Below are 16,856 nucleotides of genomic sequence, written 5' to 3'. Positions count from 1 at the left end.
CATGAACTAAAAAGTTCATTTTGAGACACCCCCTATTTTGGGTATAAATTTTATGTAAATCTATCCATATGGCTAAATACACCACTTAATAAAACATTCTAAGATAATTAATTAGAAACTGTTTCTTCAAGCCATTTTCTACACTGCTCAATATTTATCATAGGGTCAAAACCTTGGTCTTTTCCCTTATTTAAGAGCATATCACATGGGAAAGTATCACATTCTCCACAATGATTAAGTTCCTTGTCTTCACAGCAAGTTTTAACCTTACATTCTCCACCCCAAAATGGTTTTTCCATAGTTGGGCAACCAGTACAATTTACCTGTTCCTTTCTTGTACAACTGTTACAGAGAACACCACATCTTGATTCAAACATATTCAAACATCCTTTCTATTAATTAAAAGTATTATAAAATAATTTTAGATGACTCTAAAAGTTCAAATAATTGATTTTAGGTCATCTAAACATTACACGTAAAATTATTATTTATATTGTTGTAAATTTATAGAAACTACTCAAAAAACTTCTTTGAATATTCTACAGCACTATACATTCCTTGTAATTCATCTTCCTGTTTATCGTTTTTCTTGCCTAATTATCATTTTAATTATATCTCTCAAGGGTTAAGTATTTATTCAGTATATTCAATATTTTTTAGCTATATTTAATTAATTTTTATTATATAATAGAAGAGTTATTTTTGCATTAAATTTTTAGTATAACACTAAATAATTTTAAATAAAAATATTATTATGTATTTTTACTTATAAGAATATATCGAATATATAGTCTTTAAACAGAAGGCATATAGTTTATAAATAAAAAATTTACTAACATGTATCAAAACTTAGATTTCATATTACAATTATAGTAATAAGTATAAGTGTTAAAGTAACTGATGGTGTAATTAATAAGTAAACCATCTATTTATATTTCAAATATAATTAAATAAAATAAGTGTTTGAGCTATAACAGATGGCTTTTATTTTAATTATGAGGTTTCAACATTAAGAAATAACATCGTTTTTTCTAAAATTTCTATTGGCAATTTTAGAAAATACTATAGTAGTAATAATTGCAACACATATTGTAACCATAGTATCATTAATATTTAAAGCAGATTGCTTTATAACCCCCATAGCACTTGCTAACATAGAGTAAGGGAAAAATATCCCGATAGCAGGTTTTGCTACTATTAATCCCATACCAAATAGAGAAAGGCAAAGGCTAATACCAATCGGAGTGGCAAAACTTCTAATCTTTATAGACATGTATAACTGTATAGAAGCTATTGAAATGGAAATAATCCATCCTTTAGCAATCCAACCAGTAAGTTCTTTAGGTATACTATCAGAAAAACCGAACATGTTTCCTGCAACTATATAAAAGATAACAAAGAAAATTTGTGTAATAGCTGTAAGTATTGAAATTACCACAAGTTTAGATAAAAAGATATTCTTTAAATTAATTGGCAATGTCATTACATTATTCCAGTTATGATTCATATGTTCAAGCCTACAAATATATGCACAAAAGATTGCGATTAAGATAGGAAAGAAAAATTCCCCATAAAAAAGACTAACTTGAGTCCATAAGCTGTACCATTCTTTTTGGAGTATACCTTGATTCAGATAAAAGTTACCAGAACCAATCAACACACTTATAAGTGGCAGTGCTAATAATACATACCATATAAAAGAATTTTTTAACTTTAGGATTTCTCCAAAAACTGATTTCCTTAACATTTAAACCCCTCCTATACTTCTTTTTTTAGAAGATGATTTCTTCCAATATAATAAATTAACATTCCAATTAAGAATATTAAAATTGTAAGTGAAAAGTGCATATCTACTCTGTAAACAGATGACCCTACAGTATTGTCATAAGCATAATTTAGAGGTGTTAATTCTAAATAATAAGACCATATAAACAATCTACGAATACCTTGATAAAATAATCCTGATGTCAAACCTATAAAGCTACCTATCATTCCAAATGTAATTGCAATCATTTGATTTGGGATTACAGTTGCAATCCACAGATGTAGTGAAGTTATAGCCATACTTACAAAAATTGTTCCTAATGTATATTTTAAAAGTAAAAATATAGATAATGATTCAATAACATCTCTAAAACATCCAAATAGTACAATAGACAGCATTTGCATCAATACAGATGCAGATACCAAAATAACGGAGCATAAGAACTTAGATAAATAAATGCTATTTAAAGATGTTACAGAAGATTTTAAAAGTTTCCATGTATCTCCCTTATGTTCTATATCGCTTATACGTGATGTAATTATTGTTATTAAAATAGGAAAGAATAAGCCGTTTAAACTTGCAAAACTCATAACCATATATGAGTACTCAAATCCACCTAACATATCTGGATTATGTGTAATAGCTCTATTTGAATTTATAATGCACCACAGTATTTCAACAGCGACAAATAAAAATGTCATCAATATAATTTTTTTTCTTTTAAGTTTATAAAACTCTAGACCAAGGTATTTCATTATAAAGTCACCGCCTTACCAGTAAGTTCTAGGAATATATCTTCCAAGCTCTTTTTGTGTTCTTCTATTCTAAATACATCAATATTTGAATGGACAAGCATGCTGTTTATTTTGGCTACATCGGAGTCTTTTAAATCTTCAATAGTCAAGAATCCATCTTGTATAAGGGACATATATCCTTTAGTATTCAATAGCTTTTGTGCAGATACAAGATTTTGTGTTTTAATAGCAATATGGCTTTGACCTCTATCACGAAGTTCTTTTATACTATCTTGAAAAACAAGTTCACCATGATTTATTATTCCTATTGATGTGGCAATCTGGTCAATTTCGCTTAAAAGATGGCTAGAGATTAGGACTGTCATACCATATTTTTCTGGCAGTGATTTTATTAATTCTCTAATTTCTTCAATTCCTGCTGGGTCAAGTCCATTTGTAGGCTCATCAAGTATTAACAATTTAGGAAATTTCATTATAGCCATAGCAATACCAAGACGTTGCTTCATACCTAAAGAATATTGGCTAACTTTTTTATTTTTTTGGTTTTCTAACCTTACTATTTTCAATGCTTCATTTACATTTCTTTTAGGCAAATCTAAGAGTCTTTGCATAATAGTCATGTTTTCAAGACCTGTCAAATGCCCATAGTATGATGGAGATTCTATCAATGAACCTATATCTTTTAAGATTGATATTCTGTTCTTTTCATTTAATTCCTTATCTAAAATATTAATATTTCCTTGTGTAGGTTTAGCAAGTCCAAGTAGCATTTTAAGAGTGGTAGATTTTCCTGCTCCATTAGGACCTAAGAAGCCGTATACAGCTCCTTTTGGAACTCTTAGGTCTATATCCTTTACTCTAAATATTTTATTGTATTCCTTTGAAAGTTTTTGTGTCTTAATTATCATTTCCATATATTTCATCCCCTTTTTTAATCTGTGTTTATTGTTTTTTTTAGCTTATATCAGTATAATAACTTAACTACATTTCAGATAGCTGAAGTTTACCTTACAATAACCTTAAATAGTCTATTGAGGCAAAGTTATGAAAATGGGTATATGGTATACTAAAGGAGGGTGATAATTAATTATGGAGTCGATAAAAGATAAAAAAATACTTGTGGTTGATGACCACAAGGAATTATTAAAAATGGTAGATGAAATCTTAAGAAAAGAGGGTTTTAGTAGAATATTTTTAGCATCAAGTTATGAAGAAGCTGTTAGGATGTTTAGAAATGTGAAGCCAGATTGTGCAATTTTAGATATTGTCTTACCAGATGGAGATGGTTTTTCTATTATGAGAAAAATTAGAGAAACATCTAAGATACCAGTTATTTTTCTTTCTGCAAGAGGGGAAGATGAGGATAGATTGATTGGTTTAGGCTTAGGGGCTGATGATTATATAGTAAAGCCATTTTTACCAAAGGAACTTACTTTAAGACTTGTAGGTATATTAAATCGCGTATATGTGCATATAGAAGAAGAAGAGTTGCCAGTATTTAAACTTGGAGATTCAGTTGTTGTAAATTTAAATAGTGCATGTGTTGAGAAAGATGGACAAGAGATTTCTTTAACAGCTAAAGAACATTCATTACTTTTAAAGCTGTATGAAAATAAAGGTAGAATTGTTACTAGTGACTCACTGTGTCAAGCCATTTGGGGAGATGATATGTATGGATATGAAAATACCCTTATGGTTCATGTTAGAAGGGTTAGGGAAAAAATAGAAAAAACTCCGTCTTCTCCTAAACATCTTCTTACAGTAAGAGGTCTTGGATATAAATTGATGATTAATTAAGATATTAGAATAAAAGAAATCAAGAGGAGTGATTTAATTTTGGATAGTGTAAAGTATATATTGAGGCGATTTATAGGTTCAAGTATCTTGATTTCATTGCTTTTTATTGTATTAAATATAGTAGGCTTTCTCCTGTTTTCATATACAATATTTGTTTCTAAATATTCTGGGGATTTAGATACAAATGATAGTAGGGAAATAAAATCAAATTTAATTATGCTTGAGGATAATTTAATTTTAAAAGATGGAAAATTTATTCTAGATGATTCTAGTAAGGAAATACTACAGAAGAATAAAATCTGGGCAATGCTAATAGATAGTAATGGAGATAGAGTATGGGGATTTGATTTGCCAAAAGAAATTCCAAATCACTATACTTTGACGGATGTAGCTAAGTTTTCAAGGTTCTTTTTAAAGGATTACCCTGTGTATGTATGGGAGCATCCAAATGGAACATTAGTAATAGGGTATCCAAAGGACATGTATACTAAATTCAACCTTACTTATACGATTAAAGAAATAAACCAGTTTCCTATTTTAATAATTGGTATGCTTATAGTCAATGCAATGGTTACTTTTTTAATAGCTTTATTTATAGGATTAAAAATGGTTAAATCTATAAAGCCAATTATTACTGGTATGAAGCTTATGTCAAAGGGTGAGCCAGTTATTCTCCAAGAAAAAGGAGTACTTAGTGATATTTCAAAATCTATTAATACTGTATCAAAAGAATTACAAATGAAAAATGAAAAGCTTAAAAAGAGAGATGAAGCTAGGTCTAACTGGATTGCAGGAATATCTCATGATATAAGAACACCACTTTCAATGATAATTGGATATGCTGGAGAGCTTGAAGAAAGTAGTAGTCTTTCTCAGAGGGAGCAAGAGCAAGCAACTAGTATCTGTAATCAAGGAATTAAGATTAGAGAATTGGTAAATGACCTAAATTTAGTGTCTAAACTTGAATATAATATGCAAGCATTGAATTGTAATAAGATTAGAGTTTCTGTGTTTTTGAGAAAACTTGTTTCTGAGTTTATAAATAGTAATTTAGATAATAATTTTTATATCGAACTTGATATATTGAACGAAGATATTACTATAGATGCAGATGAAAAATTATTAAAAAGAGCCATTAATAATTTAATACAAAATAGTATAACTCATAATGAACAAGGATGTAATATAAAGGTGATTTCTAAATCTGATTTAGATTTTTGTTATATAAGTGTTGAAGATAATGGGAAAGGCATGAGTAAAGAAAAAATTAATAATTTACTAAAGACTCAAAATGGTTTGAGTGAGGCATATGCTAAAGGTCAAAATCATGGTCTAGGTCTTTTGATAGTAGCAGGTATTATTAACGCACATAAGGGTAAGTTAGATATTATGAGTATTGATTGTCAGGGATTAAAAACAATATTAAAATTACCACTGATTAAGTAATATTTTATAAAATAATAACAGATAAGAATGAAGAATAAAAATATTTTGGAAATAATTTTATTCTTTATTGACAAAGAAACTCTATTAGAGTAGAATAATGATAAATTCTTTTCTTGTCAAGTTTTATTAAATAAAGGGTAATTTGTGCTTTATGTGCTTATAGCTGGGTTACTCAAGGTATCAAAATTTTCATAGAAATAATATTTTGGAATTATTGTAAGGTTATTAAATTCTTTAGATAATTCCATTTTTTTCATATTTTTTAATTAATATTTAATTTTATTATTGACAAAAAAATTCTACTAAAATAGAATTATTATATAACGTTTTTTAATTTTAAGAAAAATATAATGATATGCTAAAAAATATTTTGATTATAGTAGGTTATATGTAATTATAATAACTTTTATGTAATTATGAAAGGTTTATTTTATTATAATTATTTATTTAGAACAAGAGAAATGTTTTTAATTGACGTTTTTTGCTTTCAAAAGTTCTACTAAAGTAGAGCTTTTTATGATATATTTTAAGATATTACATATATATTTAAATATATATGTTGAAATGTATATGTAATTTATAATATAGTTAATAAAAAAATTTAAACTGTGTAGGATACAAATAAAAAATATTATAAAATAGCAAAATATAATTATATAGAATTTTTTAATTAAATAAAGCTAAAATTATAGTCTTAAGATTACAATTAACGTTATTTTTAAGAAGTCTGAAATTAAGAAGTTAAACTTTAAGGAAACAAGATTTAAGGAAATACAAATACTTAAAATTAAAGAATTTAAAAGAAAGGAGAGCTACTGGGCAAGTATCCAAAATAGATAGCTGAGCACAAAATATTTCATAAAATTAAGCAATATAATACGAGAGAATTTTGACATTATATATATATATTTACTGTGTACAAATAGCTAAATTTAGGATTAAGATTGAAAAATATCTTATAAATCTAAGCTTATATGAATCCGTATAAGATGTATTTAATCGAAAAATTTTATTATGGATATTGCTTGTCTATATTCTGGGTAGCAAGGTTTTATCATGACTATAAAAAAGTTGCCACAATCAGAATTAAGGATAATGAAATTTATATGGAAAGCAGATTCTAAAGTAACATCGAAAGATATTGTTTTAGGAATGGAGCAAAAATATCAATGGAAACAAACGACAACTTTGACTCTTTTATCTAGATTGGTAGTAAAAGGATTTCTAAATTCTCAAAAGATAGATAAATATACACATTATGAAGTTTTAATTAAAGAAAAAGAATATGTAAGTGTTGAAACAAAAGATTTCTTTAGAAATATTCATGATTCTTCTATTAAGAGTTTGTTGTTATCATTACATGAAAATATTAATTTGAGTAAAGAGGAGATATTATTTATTGAAGAGTGGATAAAAAATCTAAAAAAGAACGAAGAAAATGTATAAAGTAGCTTATTTTTATATATTATTAATCTAAATCATATGTAGGTGTATCTGTGCAATATATTAATCTACTTAAGTAATATAGCTATCAATTATAAGTGGATTATAATTTAAATCAAAGTCAGGTTAAATGTAAACATAAATTAACAATGGATATTCTATTTAATTAAATTTAAAAAGCTACCTTTACTTATCAATTATATAAGTATGATTAAGGTAGCTTTTTAAATATAAACTGTGAGATTTAAAGAGAATTTTAAATGCAAACTGTAAAGACTTAAAGAGAGTTTTAAAATACAAACTATGAATCTCTAAAATGGATAAAAACGTATATTTTATAAATATGACATAGAGTTTTCATATTTAAACTGATAAAATAAAAAATATTGAAAAAGTAAAGGATTAATAAAAATATTTATAAAATAGAAATAAAGGATTAATAAAAAATTAGGAGGAAAATTTATGAAATATCAGGTTTCGTTATTAGCAGTAAATGATGTTGAAGTATCAAAAAAGTTTTACCAAGAATTATTTGAGCAAGAAATTGAGTTAGATTTAGGCAAAAATGTAACTTTTAGTGGAGGATTTGCTATACAAGAAGATTTTGCATGGCTTACAGGGATTAATCCAGATACAATTATACAAAAATCAAATAATATGGAACTTTACTTTGAAGTTGATGATTTTGATGAATTTATTGAAAAACTCAATTCTTATAAAGATGTTGAGTTTGTTCATAAGCCACTAAAATATGAATGGCAACAAAGGGTAGTGCGTATTTACGACCCAGATAAGCATATTATTGAGATAGGAGAGTCTATGGAAGTTATAGCTAGAAGATATTTAGCTGAAGGATATTCTGTAGAAGAAACTTCTAAAATAATTCAACATCCAATTGAATTTGTAAAGCAGTGTAAAAATAGTAAGGAATGATTGTTTTAATTAGAACTATTGAGTGAGAGTTTATTATAGAAAAATTGATTCAAGATAATATATCGGACTAGTATTTGACAGATGTTATAAATTAAATTAAAATAAAGAAAATATTAATAAAGGAAAAATAAAGATAACATTAAAATACATTAATAAAATTTAATATTCATAATATTTCAAAATTGAAGTAGAAATATTTAAATGTATAAAGTTTGTTATCGGGAAATTACTATATTAATATGTAGTAATAAGATATTGTTATAGAGGAGTGGTTATTATTAAAGCAGTTGAACTTTATAAAAAATTAGATTTGGAATTTGATATTAAAAATATTAATGATGATTGGAGTTTTATGAATTTTGAAAATGATTTTATTACTTCAGAATTTAAAACAAAGTACATAGGATTAGTATTAGATAATGCTCAAAATATTAATAAAGTATATACAACTACTTTTCCTGATAAAGAGATAATTAAGCAGGTTATAGACAAAGATGAAAAAGATGTTTTGATTTTTTCACATCATGCAATGGGGTATATAGCATCAGATGAAGGTTTCCCATTTCACGACATACCACTATCTTATATGGAAGAGATGAAAAATCGCAGAATCTCTTTTTATGTATTACATTCCCCGTTGGACAACTATAGTGATTATTCAACTTCTGTTAGTTTTGCAAAGGCTCTAGGTCTAGAAATAGTCGAACCATTTTGCAAATATGATGATAAAATTAAGGTAGGGGTTATCTGTAAGACATCATTACAATCCATAGAAGAAGTTAAAGAATTAGTTAAAAAAACTGTTGGTCATGATGTCAAATTGTATGATTATGGAGATTCTATGTTAAAAGATGGATTAGTTGCTATTGCGGCAGGAGGAGGAAGTTATCCATTTGTAGCAAGTGAAGTTGCTGAACTTGGCATAAATTTGTATATTACTGGATTTACTAAACCTTTAAAACATTTTGAACCAGTATTAGAGTTCCATCAAATAGCAAAAGATAATTTAATTAATGTTATAGGTGCTACTCATTATTCTACAGAAAAATTTGCATGTATGGCTATGGTCAATTATTTTAAAAATCTAGGTCTAGAATCAGAATTTTTACAAGGAAAGTATTACTTAGAAGATTTATAGAATATATTAAACAATAAAAATAAGCAGTTAGTAAAAATTTGTTTTGACTAACTGTTTATTTTTTTGCCTATTTATACAATTATTTGAAAACTCTATCTCTATTCCTTTACCTCTAAAAATAAAATTTCAATTATTGATTAGAAGCTTTATTTTTCGATATTTTTTTAGAATATTATTTAAGATTGATTAGAATTTATAAATGTTTATTCTAAATTATCATAAATGTTTATTTTAAAAAAATAGAATTATTATATTTATGAGAATAAATGGTATAATAAAAGGTAAAGTGTCAAATATGCACTAAATTAAATAAGTTAATTAGTATATAGATTAAAGTGGAAGTAATGAAAACTTATTAAGTATCAAAAACAACTGCTTATTAGAGTAACCATCTAAAAAGATATAGAAAGAATGATTACTTATTAAAGTGACTATCACAGAATGGATAAGATTACTCATTAAAAGTGACTGTTAAAGAATGAATAAAAAGGTGATTGCTCATTATAAGAGTCATCTAAAAAATAGAAAATCAGACATATGAAAATTTAATAAATAATAATTGATAGGGAAAGGAAAGATAGAATGATATTTACAAAAAGCAATAAATACGATAAGGAATTTCTCATGAAAAATATGATGGGACCTAATTGTATAAAGATATTAGAAGAATTAACAAGTAAGATAAAATTAGAAAAAGGGATGCGTATTTTAGATTTAGGCTGTGGTAAAGGTATATCCTCTATATTTCTAGCAAATGAATTTGATGCTACTGTATTTGCAACAGATTTATGGATAGAACCAACTGAAAACTATAAAAGATTTAAAGAGTTTAAATTGGATGATAGAATATTTCCTATACAGGCAGAGGCACATGAATTACCTTATGCAGAAGGCTTCTTTGATGCAGTTATAAGTGTTGATTCTTACCATTATTTTGGAAACAAAGAAGGATTTTTAGATAACCATATATCACCTCTTGTAAAAGAGGGAGGAATTCTTGCTATGGCAATGCCCGGATTAAAACAAGATTTTGTGGATTGTATACCAGATGAACTTATTCCATTTTGGCAAGACAATATGAACTTTCATTCAACTAAATGGTGGAATGAACTTTGGTCAGAATCTGAGTCTGTAACTGTAGAGAGATGTGAAGCTTTAAATTGTCATGATGAAGCTTGGAAAGATTGGTTAAACTGCGATAATTCATATGCTAAAAATGACAAAAAAATGATGGAAGTAGAGAATGGTAAGTATTTTAATACAATTTCTTTGGTAGCGAGGGTTAAATAAAAGTATAGGATAAATAAGGGCAGAAGTTAAATGAAAATATAAGATAAAAGGGTGAATGAAAAAATAAGTTGAACTAAAAAATAAGTTAAATAAAAAAATAAGTTGAATGAAAAATTTATATACAAAATGATTTTTTAGGTTGTTTATGCCCAATTGGACTGTTTAGCTCAATTGGGTGTTTTTAAGATAAATTCAACTGTTTCTTCAAAAGGAAATGCCTCATCCATAGCTAGATATTTCCTTTCTTTTGCTATTTTATCAAAAGTCTGCCAATACGAATAAATATACTTTTCTTCTGGCTTTATAAATTTTATCCCTTCCATCTACTTGATATGTCTCCTTTTTTAAGTATAGTGATATTTCTACTTTCTACATCTAAACATTGCAACATCACATTGGTACATGAATACTTCAATTCTTCTTCAAGGATAGAACTTTCTATGCTTTGAGATAAATCAGGAATATCTTTTGAGCTTCCATTTTTAATATCGGCTCCATAGTATTCAAAACTTAGATGCTGTTTGGAGAACATGCTTTTTTACTCATAACTTCACCTCCCTATTAAATTAGACAATCTATTAAGTGATTTGTGAAATAAAATTTTTATTTTTAGTATATTATTTATATATAAATTATATTTTTATGATAACATTTTCTTTACAAAATTTTAGATATATGTTAATATTTAAAAAAATGCATATGTATTCATAAAAAGAACTTGAAACAGGGAAAAAGAGATAAAAATAGAAAACGTATGCATTGAGAAAAGAAAGTTAAATTATAACTTAAATAAATCTGGGAGGGCATAATTATGGGAAAATATCAAGATTCAAAAAAAATTGTAAGGAATTACTTTGAAGCGTTAGAAAATGCTAATGGAGATGAAGTTAAAAATGTTTTAAAACAATACATGAAATCGGATTATAATTGGAAAGGTGTATATCCATTTCGTGAACAAGAGGGAATTGAAAATGTATCAGATGTATTTTGGAAGCCTTTAAAAAATTCATTGAGTAATATGCAAAGACGACAAGATATTTTCATTGCAGGAACAAATGAGCTTGACAATAGTGAATGGGTAATGAGTATGGGACATTTTATGGGACTTTTTGATAATGATTGGCTTGGTATTAAGCATACCCGTAAAATGATTAGTTTAAGATATGCAGAATTTAACTGTGTCCAAGATGGCAAAATTTCTAAAACTGGATTATTTGTAGATATAATCGGATTTATGATTCAAGCAGGAGTTAATCCATTGCCACCACAAACAGGTTCATATTTTGTATATCCAGGACCAATTGACCATAATGGATTACTTTTTGAAGATGCAGATGAAGTTGAAGGAGTAAAAACTTTAGCATTAGTAAATAAAATGGTAGATGATTTATCTGAATTAAATGAAAGTGGTGCTATGGGATGCCCACCAGAAATACTTGAAAAATCTTGGGCTAAAGGTATGATTTGGTATGGTCCAGGTGGAATTGGTGCTTCTTATACTATACCTAGATATCAAGAACAACACCAGCTACCATTTAGAAATAATTTAAAAGGAAAGACTTTCAATGGTCATATATGTAGATTTGCAGAAGGTAATTTTGCTTGTTTCTTTGGATGGCCTAACTTGACTAATGTACCATGTGGAGGTTTTTTAGGATTACCAGGTGGAGAGGTTAAAGCAGATATGCAGGTTGTTGATGTTTATTATCGTAAGGGAGATAAACTTCAAGAAAATTGGGTGTTAATTGATATTCCTTATTGGTTGAAACAACAAGGTCTTGATATTCTTGAGAGAACAAAAAGTATTTTTAATGCTTAAATATGCATACGTATGCTAAAAAGGGAGAAAAAATATAAAATGAAGTCTATCAGTAAAAATCATATAACGGAAAAAGATGAAGTAAAAAAAGATTCTATGAGCGAATTTGAATCAAGTAATGTTGAAGAAAATGAATCTAAAATAAATAAAACTAATTTTAGTGATATAAATGAAAGTAACATAAATGGAAGTGAGATAAATAAAATTAATGAGAACAAAATAAACATAGATAAAGCTAATACAGATAAAATAGATACCAATAAATTCAATACAAATATTATTACTGCAAAAAATAATGAAGTTATGCTTAAGGGGGAAAATAATATGTCATCTACAAAAATTTATTATGGAGATTCACTCGAAGTAACACCTGTTGGAGTAATGGATTACAATGATTTTTCAATACAGACAAAAAGGGAGCAAGAGATACCTGGATTTGATTCTAAGTATAGAGATTTTGTAGATTATATTATGAAAATCACACACAATATCTGGGAAGAAAAAGGTATCGGTGTTATTTATGACACATATCACAATAATGTTACAATGCATTGTGGTTCCTCAAATTTAGTTGGTATTAAAGATGTTATTTCCAACACTCTTCAAACATTGCATGCTTTTCCTGATAGAAGGTTAATTGGTCAAAATGTAATATGGTCTAACTTTGGTGCTGATGGTTTTTTATCTTCTCATCGTGTTTTATCTACAGCAACTAACTTAGGTGATAGTAATTTTGGACCAGCAACAGGTCGTAAAATAAACTTTAGAACTGTAATTGATTGTGCTACAACAAACAATAGAATTCATGAAGAGTGGTTAGTTAGAGATAATTTATGGATTGTAACTCAATTAGGATTAAATCCTCAGGAAGTAGCAAAGAATATGGCAAAGGCAAGTGAATCCAAGGTTCTTAGCTTACAATCAACTTATGGTATCTGTGAATCTATGGATGGTCAATTTATGCCAACTAAGTATCAAGCAAAAGACGATTCTGTTGGCGAAATGATGCTTGAGATGACAAGCCATATTTATAATTATAAATATATAAATGAAGTTAAAAAATACTATCATGATAATGCAGTAGTACATTTTATATGTGATAAAGATTTAAATGGTTATGATGAGATTCAAGGCATGATTGTAAGCTTACTTGCGTCAATTCCAAATGGAAGTTATGAAGTAGAAAGAGTAACTTGTAATCAAAGAGAAAAAAATGAAGGTTATGATGTATCTGTAAGATGGAGATTACGTGGAATAAATGAAGGTATAGGATTTTTTGGACAGCCTTCTGGAAAGCATATAGAGGTAATGGGAATCAATCACTATCACATACTACAAGGTAAAGTAAAAGAAGAGTGGATAACTTTTGATGGTATGGATGTCTTAAAACAAATGTATATGGGAGTAGAAGAATAAGGATGTTTAGAGTATAAATAGTTTTGAAATTTACATAAGTAAGTATTACTTTGTAAAATCTAAGTAGGGAATGTATATGAAAAATAGAAGTTTAAACTTTTAGAAAAATTATGGCTAATATTTAAAAGGGGGAATTATAAAAATATGAAAACAACAGTTGAAATAGAAAATGATATCATATTAGGAAAAGACTATTCAAACCTAAAAAGAGGAATTGCATTTTTTTCAATTGCTTTAATATACTTTTTTTATTGCTACAATTTTATGGTAGGTACTTTTATTAAACCAACAATGATTTATGCTTTAGCAGAGGGCGGATTTGGATTTTCATTAAAACAAACAGAAGAAATATTTGCAGTTATGTCTTTTGGTACAATTCCAGGTACGTTTATTTTTGGGGTAATTTCTACAAAAATTGGAAAAAAGAGGACTTTAATTAGTGTTGCTTTACTGATTGGATTGACAACATTTATACCAATGCTGTCTCCTACAAATATTATGTTATGGAAAATAGCACGTTTGTGTACAGGAGTAGTGTTAGGGGGCGTGTTTGGAACAGCAATGCCTTTAGTTGCAGATATGTTTCCAAGTAAATATCGTGGTAAGCTAGCTGCTATATTAACTGCTTTATTTTCATTAGCCATGATTTTTGGTGGGAAAGTATATGGGGTTTTAGGTGATGCAAATTGGCAAATACTGATGTATACTGCGATTATACCACCTATAGCTGGAGCTATCTTAGCAATTTTCTTTGTTCCAGATGATTTGGAGTATACAAAGGAGTTAGTTAAAAAGGGAAAAGAAACTGGTGAAAAAATTAGCTATATAAGTATGTATAAAGGAAAATACTTATGGATTGGGTTGGGCACAATTCTTTTATCAGGTGCAAATTTTACAGCATATTCAGCATTTTCAAATAATGCAACTACATACCTAGTAACAGGAATAGGAATGTCAGCATCAGTAGCTGGTTCTATATATAGTTTACAAGGAATTGGTCAATTAGTAGGATATTTATTCTGGGGTTCAATAGCAGATAAATTTGGAAGAAAAATACCTTTTATAGGTATGGTATTAGCAGGAGTATTTGTTTTTATATATACAAAATTAGGTGGAGATAATACAACAACATTCTACATGATAGCAATATTACTAGGTGTTGCTGTCGGATATTCTGGAGCATGGGGAGCATACTATACAGAATTATTCCCAAGTAAATATCGCTCATTGTCCTCTGGTATGTCATTTAATGGAGGAAGGATTATATCTACATTTGCAATACCTGCTATAGCTGGTACGGCTTCTGGTACTTTAGGTATGATAACTATCTTTTATATATCAATAGCGGTCTTTGTAGCAGGTGCTATTGTATGGTTATTCTTACCAGAAACTTTAAATAATAAGGAATAAAATACTAGGAATTTATTTTATTACCTAGAAAGGGGTGGCTTATGATTTCATCAATTGATGTATGTATTATAATAGGATATTTGCTGTTAATGTTAGTTATTGGCTATTATTCAGGAAAAGATAATAAAAATCAAGAAGATTATTTCTTAGCAGGTAGGTCAATGCCATGGATTCCAATTGCTTTATCAGTTGCAGCTACTATGATTAGTGCAAATGGCTTTATAGGAGGTCCTGGATGGGCATATGTAGATGGAATGTATCCAGTAATGGTTAATATTGCAGTTCCTTTAGCAATATTTTTTGCACTGAGCATTACCACCCCAGTTATTTATAGATTAAAAATAACATCTGTATATGAATATATGGGACTTCGTTTAGGAAATTATTCAAGGGGATTAACTATTATTCAATTTTTTATTAATTCATTGATTCAAGCTAGTTCTATGGTATATATTCCAGTGCTTATTATTCAAATGATTACTGGATGGTCACTTTATGCTTTAGTTCCAATCGTTGTCCTTGTATCAATTATATATACTCTATTAGGTGGGATTAAAGCAGTTATATGGACTGATAGTATTCAAATGATAGTAGTAATAAGTGCTGTATTTATAGTGATTATTGTAGCCTTAAAAGGAATGAATCTAAGTTTCTTTGATACATTACAAATTGCACAACAGAGTGGAAAATTAAATACATTTGATTTCAGTAGGGATGTTTCAGTTACAAATGCTTTTTGGGCTACTTTAATTGGTGGAACTGTAATGTGGATAAGATACTTCTGCTTTGACCAATCTCAGGTACAAAGAGTCTTAACGTCTAAATCTTTAAAATGTGCAAAAAATTCTTTTGTAGTTAGTGCATTTGTTATGAATTTAGTTTACTACTTTATGTTATTAGTAGGAGTAATTTTATTTGTTTTTTATGAAGGTCGAACATTTGAAACTTCAAATGAAATAATGATTACTTTTATTTTAAATGAACTTCCAGTAGGAGCAATTGGAATTATTATTGCAGGTGTGTTTGCAGCAGCGATGTCTAGTATTGACTCTATATTAAACAGTATGACAACTGTTTTTACGAAAGACATTTATGAGTTTTATTTCAAAAAAGATAACGAAGAATCCTCATTAAAAGTTACAATGATTATAACTGTAGTTATAGGGGTTGTTATGACAGGTTTTATTATTATGGGATTTGGAGGAAGTATCAAATCAATTCTTGACCTTGTTGGTAACTATATTTCATACTTTGCTGGACCAGCTACAGGTGTATTTATACTAGCTATGTTTACATACAAAGCTAATGACAAAGGGGTATCTATTGGTTTTATTGTAGGATTAGCTTTAGGATTTTTTATTTCTAATAAATATAATGTGAGTTGGTTGTGGAATCCAGCAATAGGTGCTACAATAACATTGATATTTGGATATATTTTTAGTGTTATTTTAAAGAACAATCATAATGTAGATGATATTAAAAAATACACTGTATTTGGTATGAGAAATCACCTTATTTCTCAAGGAATAGATAGAGTAGATGGAGTATCTATATTGCCGTTTTCTTTAGGTAAACAAGAATTAATTGTATTAGCTTTTTTTATTATCCAATATATTATATTATTTTTGATACAATTTTAAGAAG

General features: G+C 27.8%; 16 protein-coding genes. 10 read left to right on the top strand and 6 right to left on the bottom strand.

Translation table 11 applies throughout. From position 1 onward, the window contains the following. Positions 1 to 107: 107 nt before the first annotated feature. The 4 genes from KGF39_RS00555 to KGF39_RS00540 form a co-directional block, all read right to left on the bottom strand. Positions 108 to 377 (bottom strand): DUF3795 domain-containing protein, encoded by a 270-nt coding sequence (locus KGF39_RS00555; RefSeq protein ID WP_054272596.1) that lies wholly within the window; start codon positions 375 to 377, stop codon positions 108 to 110. Positions 378 to 1,009: 632 nt separating this feature from the next. Beyond that, positions 1,010 to 1,747: an ABC transporter permease gene (locus tag KGF39_RS00550; protein WP_227820779.1), complete on the bottom strand. Its 738-nt coding sequence runs from the start codon at positions 1,745 to 1,747 to the stop codon at positions 1,010 to 1,012. Positions 1,748 to 1,758: 11 nt separating this feature from the next. Then, a complete protein-coding gene (locus KGF39_RS00545; RefSeq protein ID WP_227820778.1) occupies positions 1,759 to 2,520 on the bottom strand; it encodes an ABC transporter permease in 762 nt (253 codons plus the stop codon). Continuing rightward, positions 2,520 to 3,443, bottom strand: a complete 924-nt coding sequence (locus KGF39_RS00540; RefSeq protein ID WP_413926976.1) for an ABC transporter ATP-binding protein — start codon at positions 3,441 to 3,443, stop codon at positions 2,520 to 2,522. The genes KGF39_RS00545 and KGF39_RS00540 overlap by 1 nt, the downstream gene beginning before the upstream one ends. Before the next feature lie 166 nt (positions 3,444 to 3,609). On the opposite strand from KGF39_RS00540, the gene KGF39_RS00535 reads away from it, so the two are divergent. From KGF39_RS00535 to KGF39_RS00510, 6 genes are all read left to right on the top strand, one after another. Further along, complete coding sequence (locus KGF39_RS00535) at positions 3,610 to 4,317, top strand: response regulator transcription factor (protein ID WP_227820776.1); 708 nt, start codon at positions 3,610 to 3,612, stop codon at positions 4,315 to 4,317. Between the two features lie 39 nt (positions 4,318 to 4,356). Then, positions 4,357 to 5,763, top strand: coding sequence for a sensor histidine kinase (locus tag KGF39_RS00530; RefSeq protein ID WP_227820775.1), 1,407 nt, complete (start codon positions 4,357 to 4,359; stop codon positions 5,761 to 5,763). Between the two features lie 1,056 nt (positions 5,764 to 6,819). Then, positions 6,820 to 7,209 (top strand): BlaI/MecI/CopY family transcriptional regulator, encoded by a 390-nt coding sequence (locus tag KGF39_RS00525; protein WP_227820774.1) that lies wholly within the window; start codon positions 6,820 to 6,822, stop codon positions 7,207 to 7,209. 459 nt (positions 7,210 to 7,668) lie between these two features. Beyond that, on the top strand, positions 7,669 to 8,139 hold the full coding sequence (locus KGF39_RS00520) for a VOC family protein (RefSeq protein ID WP_054272603.1): 471 nt from the start codon (positions 7,669 to 7,671) through the stop codon (positions 8,137 to 8,139). 268 nt (positions 8,140 to 8,407) lie between these two features. Then, a complete protein-coding gene (locus KGF39_RS00515) occupies positions 8,408 to 9,277 on the top strand; it encodes a Nif3-like dinuclear metal center hexameric protein (protein ID WP_054272604.1) in 870 nt (289 codons plus the stop codon). Positions 9,278 to 9,859: 582 nt separating this feature from the next. Next, positions 9,860 to 10,567, top strand: a complete 708-nt coding sequence (locus tag KGF39_RS00510; RefSeq protein WP_227820773.1) for a methyltransferase domain-containing protein — start codon at positions 9,860 to 9,862, stop codon at positions 10,565 to 10,567. A gap of 167 nt (positions 10,568 to 10,734) precedes the next feature. On the opposite strand, the gene KGF39_RS00505 is transcribed toward KGF39_RS00510, so the two are convergent. Continuing rightward, positions 10,735 to 10,890, bottom strand: a complete 156-nt coding sequence (locus tag KGF39_RS00505; protein ID WP_227820772.1) for a hypothetical protein — start codon at positions 10,888 to 10,890, stop codon at positions 10,735 to 10,737. Further along, positions 10,878 to 11,099, bottom strand: coding sequence for a hypothetical protein (locus KGF39_RS00500; RefSeq protein ID WP_413926975.1), 222 nt, complete (start codon positions 11,097 to 11,099; stop codon positions 10,878 to 10,880). Before KGF39_RS00500 ends, KGF39_RS00505 begins: the two co-directional genes overlap by 13 nt. Before the next feature lie 279 nt (positions 11,100 to 11,378). On the opposite strand from KGF39_RS00500, the gene KGF39_RS00495 reads away from it, so the two are divergent. The 4 genes from KGF39_RS00495 to KGF39_RS00480 all read left to right on the top strand — a co-directional run bounded on the left by KGF39_RS00495 (position 11,379) and on the right by KGF39_RS00480 (position 16,852). Continuing rightward, on the top strand, positions 11,379 to 12,386 hold the full coding sequence (locus KGF39_RS00495; RefSeq protein WP_227820771.1) for a nuclear transport factor 2 family protein: 1,008 nt from the start codon (positions 11,379 to 11,381) through the stop codon (positions 12,384 to 12,386). A gap of 39 nt (positions 12,387 to 12,425) precedes the next feature. Beyond that, complete coding sequence (locus tag KGF39_RS00490; RefSeq protein WP_227820770.1) at positions 12,426 to 13,802, top strand: ester cyclase; 1,377 nt, start codon at positions 12,426 to 12,428, stop codon at positions 13,800 to 13,802. Between the two features lie 144 nt (positions 13,803 to 13,946). Continuing rightward, positions 13,947 to 15,212: an MFS transporter gene (locus KGF39_RS00485; protein WP_227820769.1), complete on the top strand. Its 1,266-nt coding sequence runs from the start codon at positions 13,947 to 13,949 to the stop codon at positions 15,210 to 15,212. Between the two features lie 41 nt (positions 15,213 to 15,253). Further along, positions 15,254 to 16,852: a sodium:solute symporter gene (locus KGF39_RS00480; protein WP_227820768.1), complete on the top strand. Its 1,599-nt coding sequence runs from the start codon at positions 15,254 to 15,256 to the stop codon at positions 16,850 to 16,852. Positions 16,853 to 16,856: the final 4 nt, after the last annotated feature.

It is taken from the genome of Clostridioides sp. ZZV14-6345, from assembly GCF_020657775.1.
Classification (GTDB): domain Bacteria; phylum Bacillota; class Clostridia; order Peptostreptococcales; family Peptostreptococcaceae; genus Clostridioides; species Clostridioides difficile_D.
This window is presented reverse-complemented; position numbering and strand designations above follow the sequence as displayed.

What these genes read in the sequence shown, in the direction of transcription:
- KGF39_RS00555 (WP_054272596.1), bottom strand. Translation starts at nt 377, where the DNA reads ATGTTTGAATCAAGATGTGGTGTTCTCTGTAACAGTTGTACAAGAAAG.
- KGF39_RS00550 (WP_227820779.1), bottom strand. Translation starts at nt 1,747, where the DNA reads ATGTTAAGGAAATCAGTTTTTGGAGAAATCCTAAAGTTAAAAAATTCT.
- KGF39_RS00545 (WP_227820778.1), bottom strand. Translation starts at nt 2,520, where the DNA reads ATGAAATACCTTGGTCTAGAGTTTTATAAACTTAAAAGAAAAAAAATT.
- KGF39_RS00540 (WP_413926976.1), bottom strand. Translation starts at nt 3,443, where the DNA reads ATGAAATATATGGAAATGATAATTAAGACACAAAAACTTTCAAAGGAA.
- KGF39_RS00535 (WP_227820776.1), top strand. Translation starts at nt 3,610, where the DNA reads ATGGAGTCGATAAAAGATAAAAAAATACTTGTGGTTGATGACCACAAG.
- KGF39_RS00525 (WP_227820774.1), top strand. Translation starts at nt 6,820, where the DNA reads ATGACTATAAAAAAGTTGCCACAATCAGAATTAAGGATAATGAAATTT.
- KGF39_RS00520 (WP_054272603.1), top strand. Translation starts at nt 7,669, where the DNA reads ATGAAATATCAGGTTTCGTTATTAGCAGTAAATGATGTTGAAGTATCA.
- KGF39_RS00510 (WP_227820773.1), top strand. Translation starts at nt 9,860, where the DNA reads ATGATATTTACAAAAAGCAATAAATACGATAAGGAATTTCTCATGAAA.
- KGF39_RS00505 (WP_227820772.1), bottom strand. Translation starts at nt 10,890, where the DNA reads ATGGAAGGGATAAAATTTATAAAGCCAGAAGAAAAGTATATTTATTCG.
- KGF39_RS00500 (WP_413926975.1), bottom strand. Translation starts at nt 11,099, where the DNA reads ATGTTCTCCAAACAGCATCTAAGTTTTGAATACTATGGAGCCGATATT.
- KGF39_RS00495 (WP_227820771.1), top strand. Translation starts at nt 11,379, where the DNA reads ATGGGAAAATATCAAGATTCAAAAAAAATTGTAAGGAATTACTTTGAA.
- KGF39_RS00490 (WP_227820770.1), top strand. Translation starts at nt 12,426, where the DNA reads ATGAAGTCTATCAGTAAAAATCATATAACGGAAAAAGATGAAGTAAAA.
- KGF39_RS00485 (WP_227820769.1), top strand. Translation starts at nt 13,947, where the DNA reads ATGAAAACAACAGTTGAAATAGAAAATGATATCATATTAGGAAAAGAC.
- KGF39_RS00480 (WP_227820768.1), top strand. Translation starts at nt 15,254, where the DNA reads ATGATTTCATCAATTGATGTATGTATTATAATAGGATATTTGCTGTTA.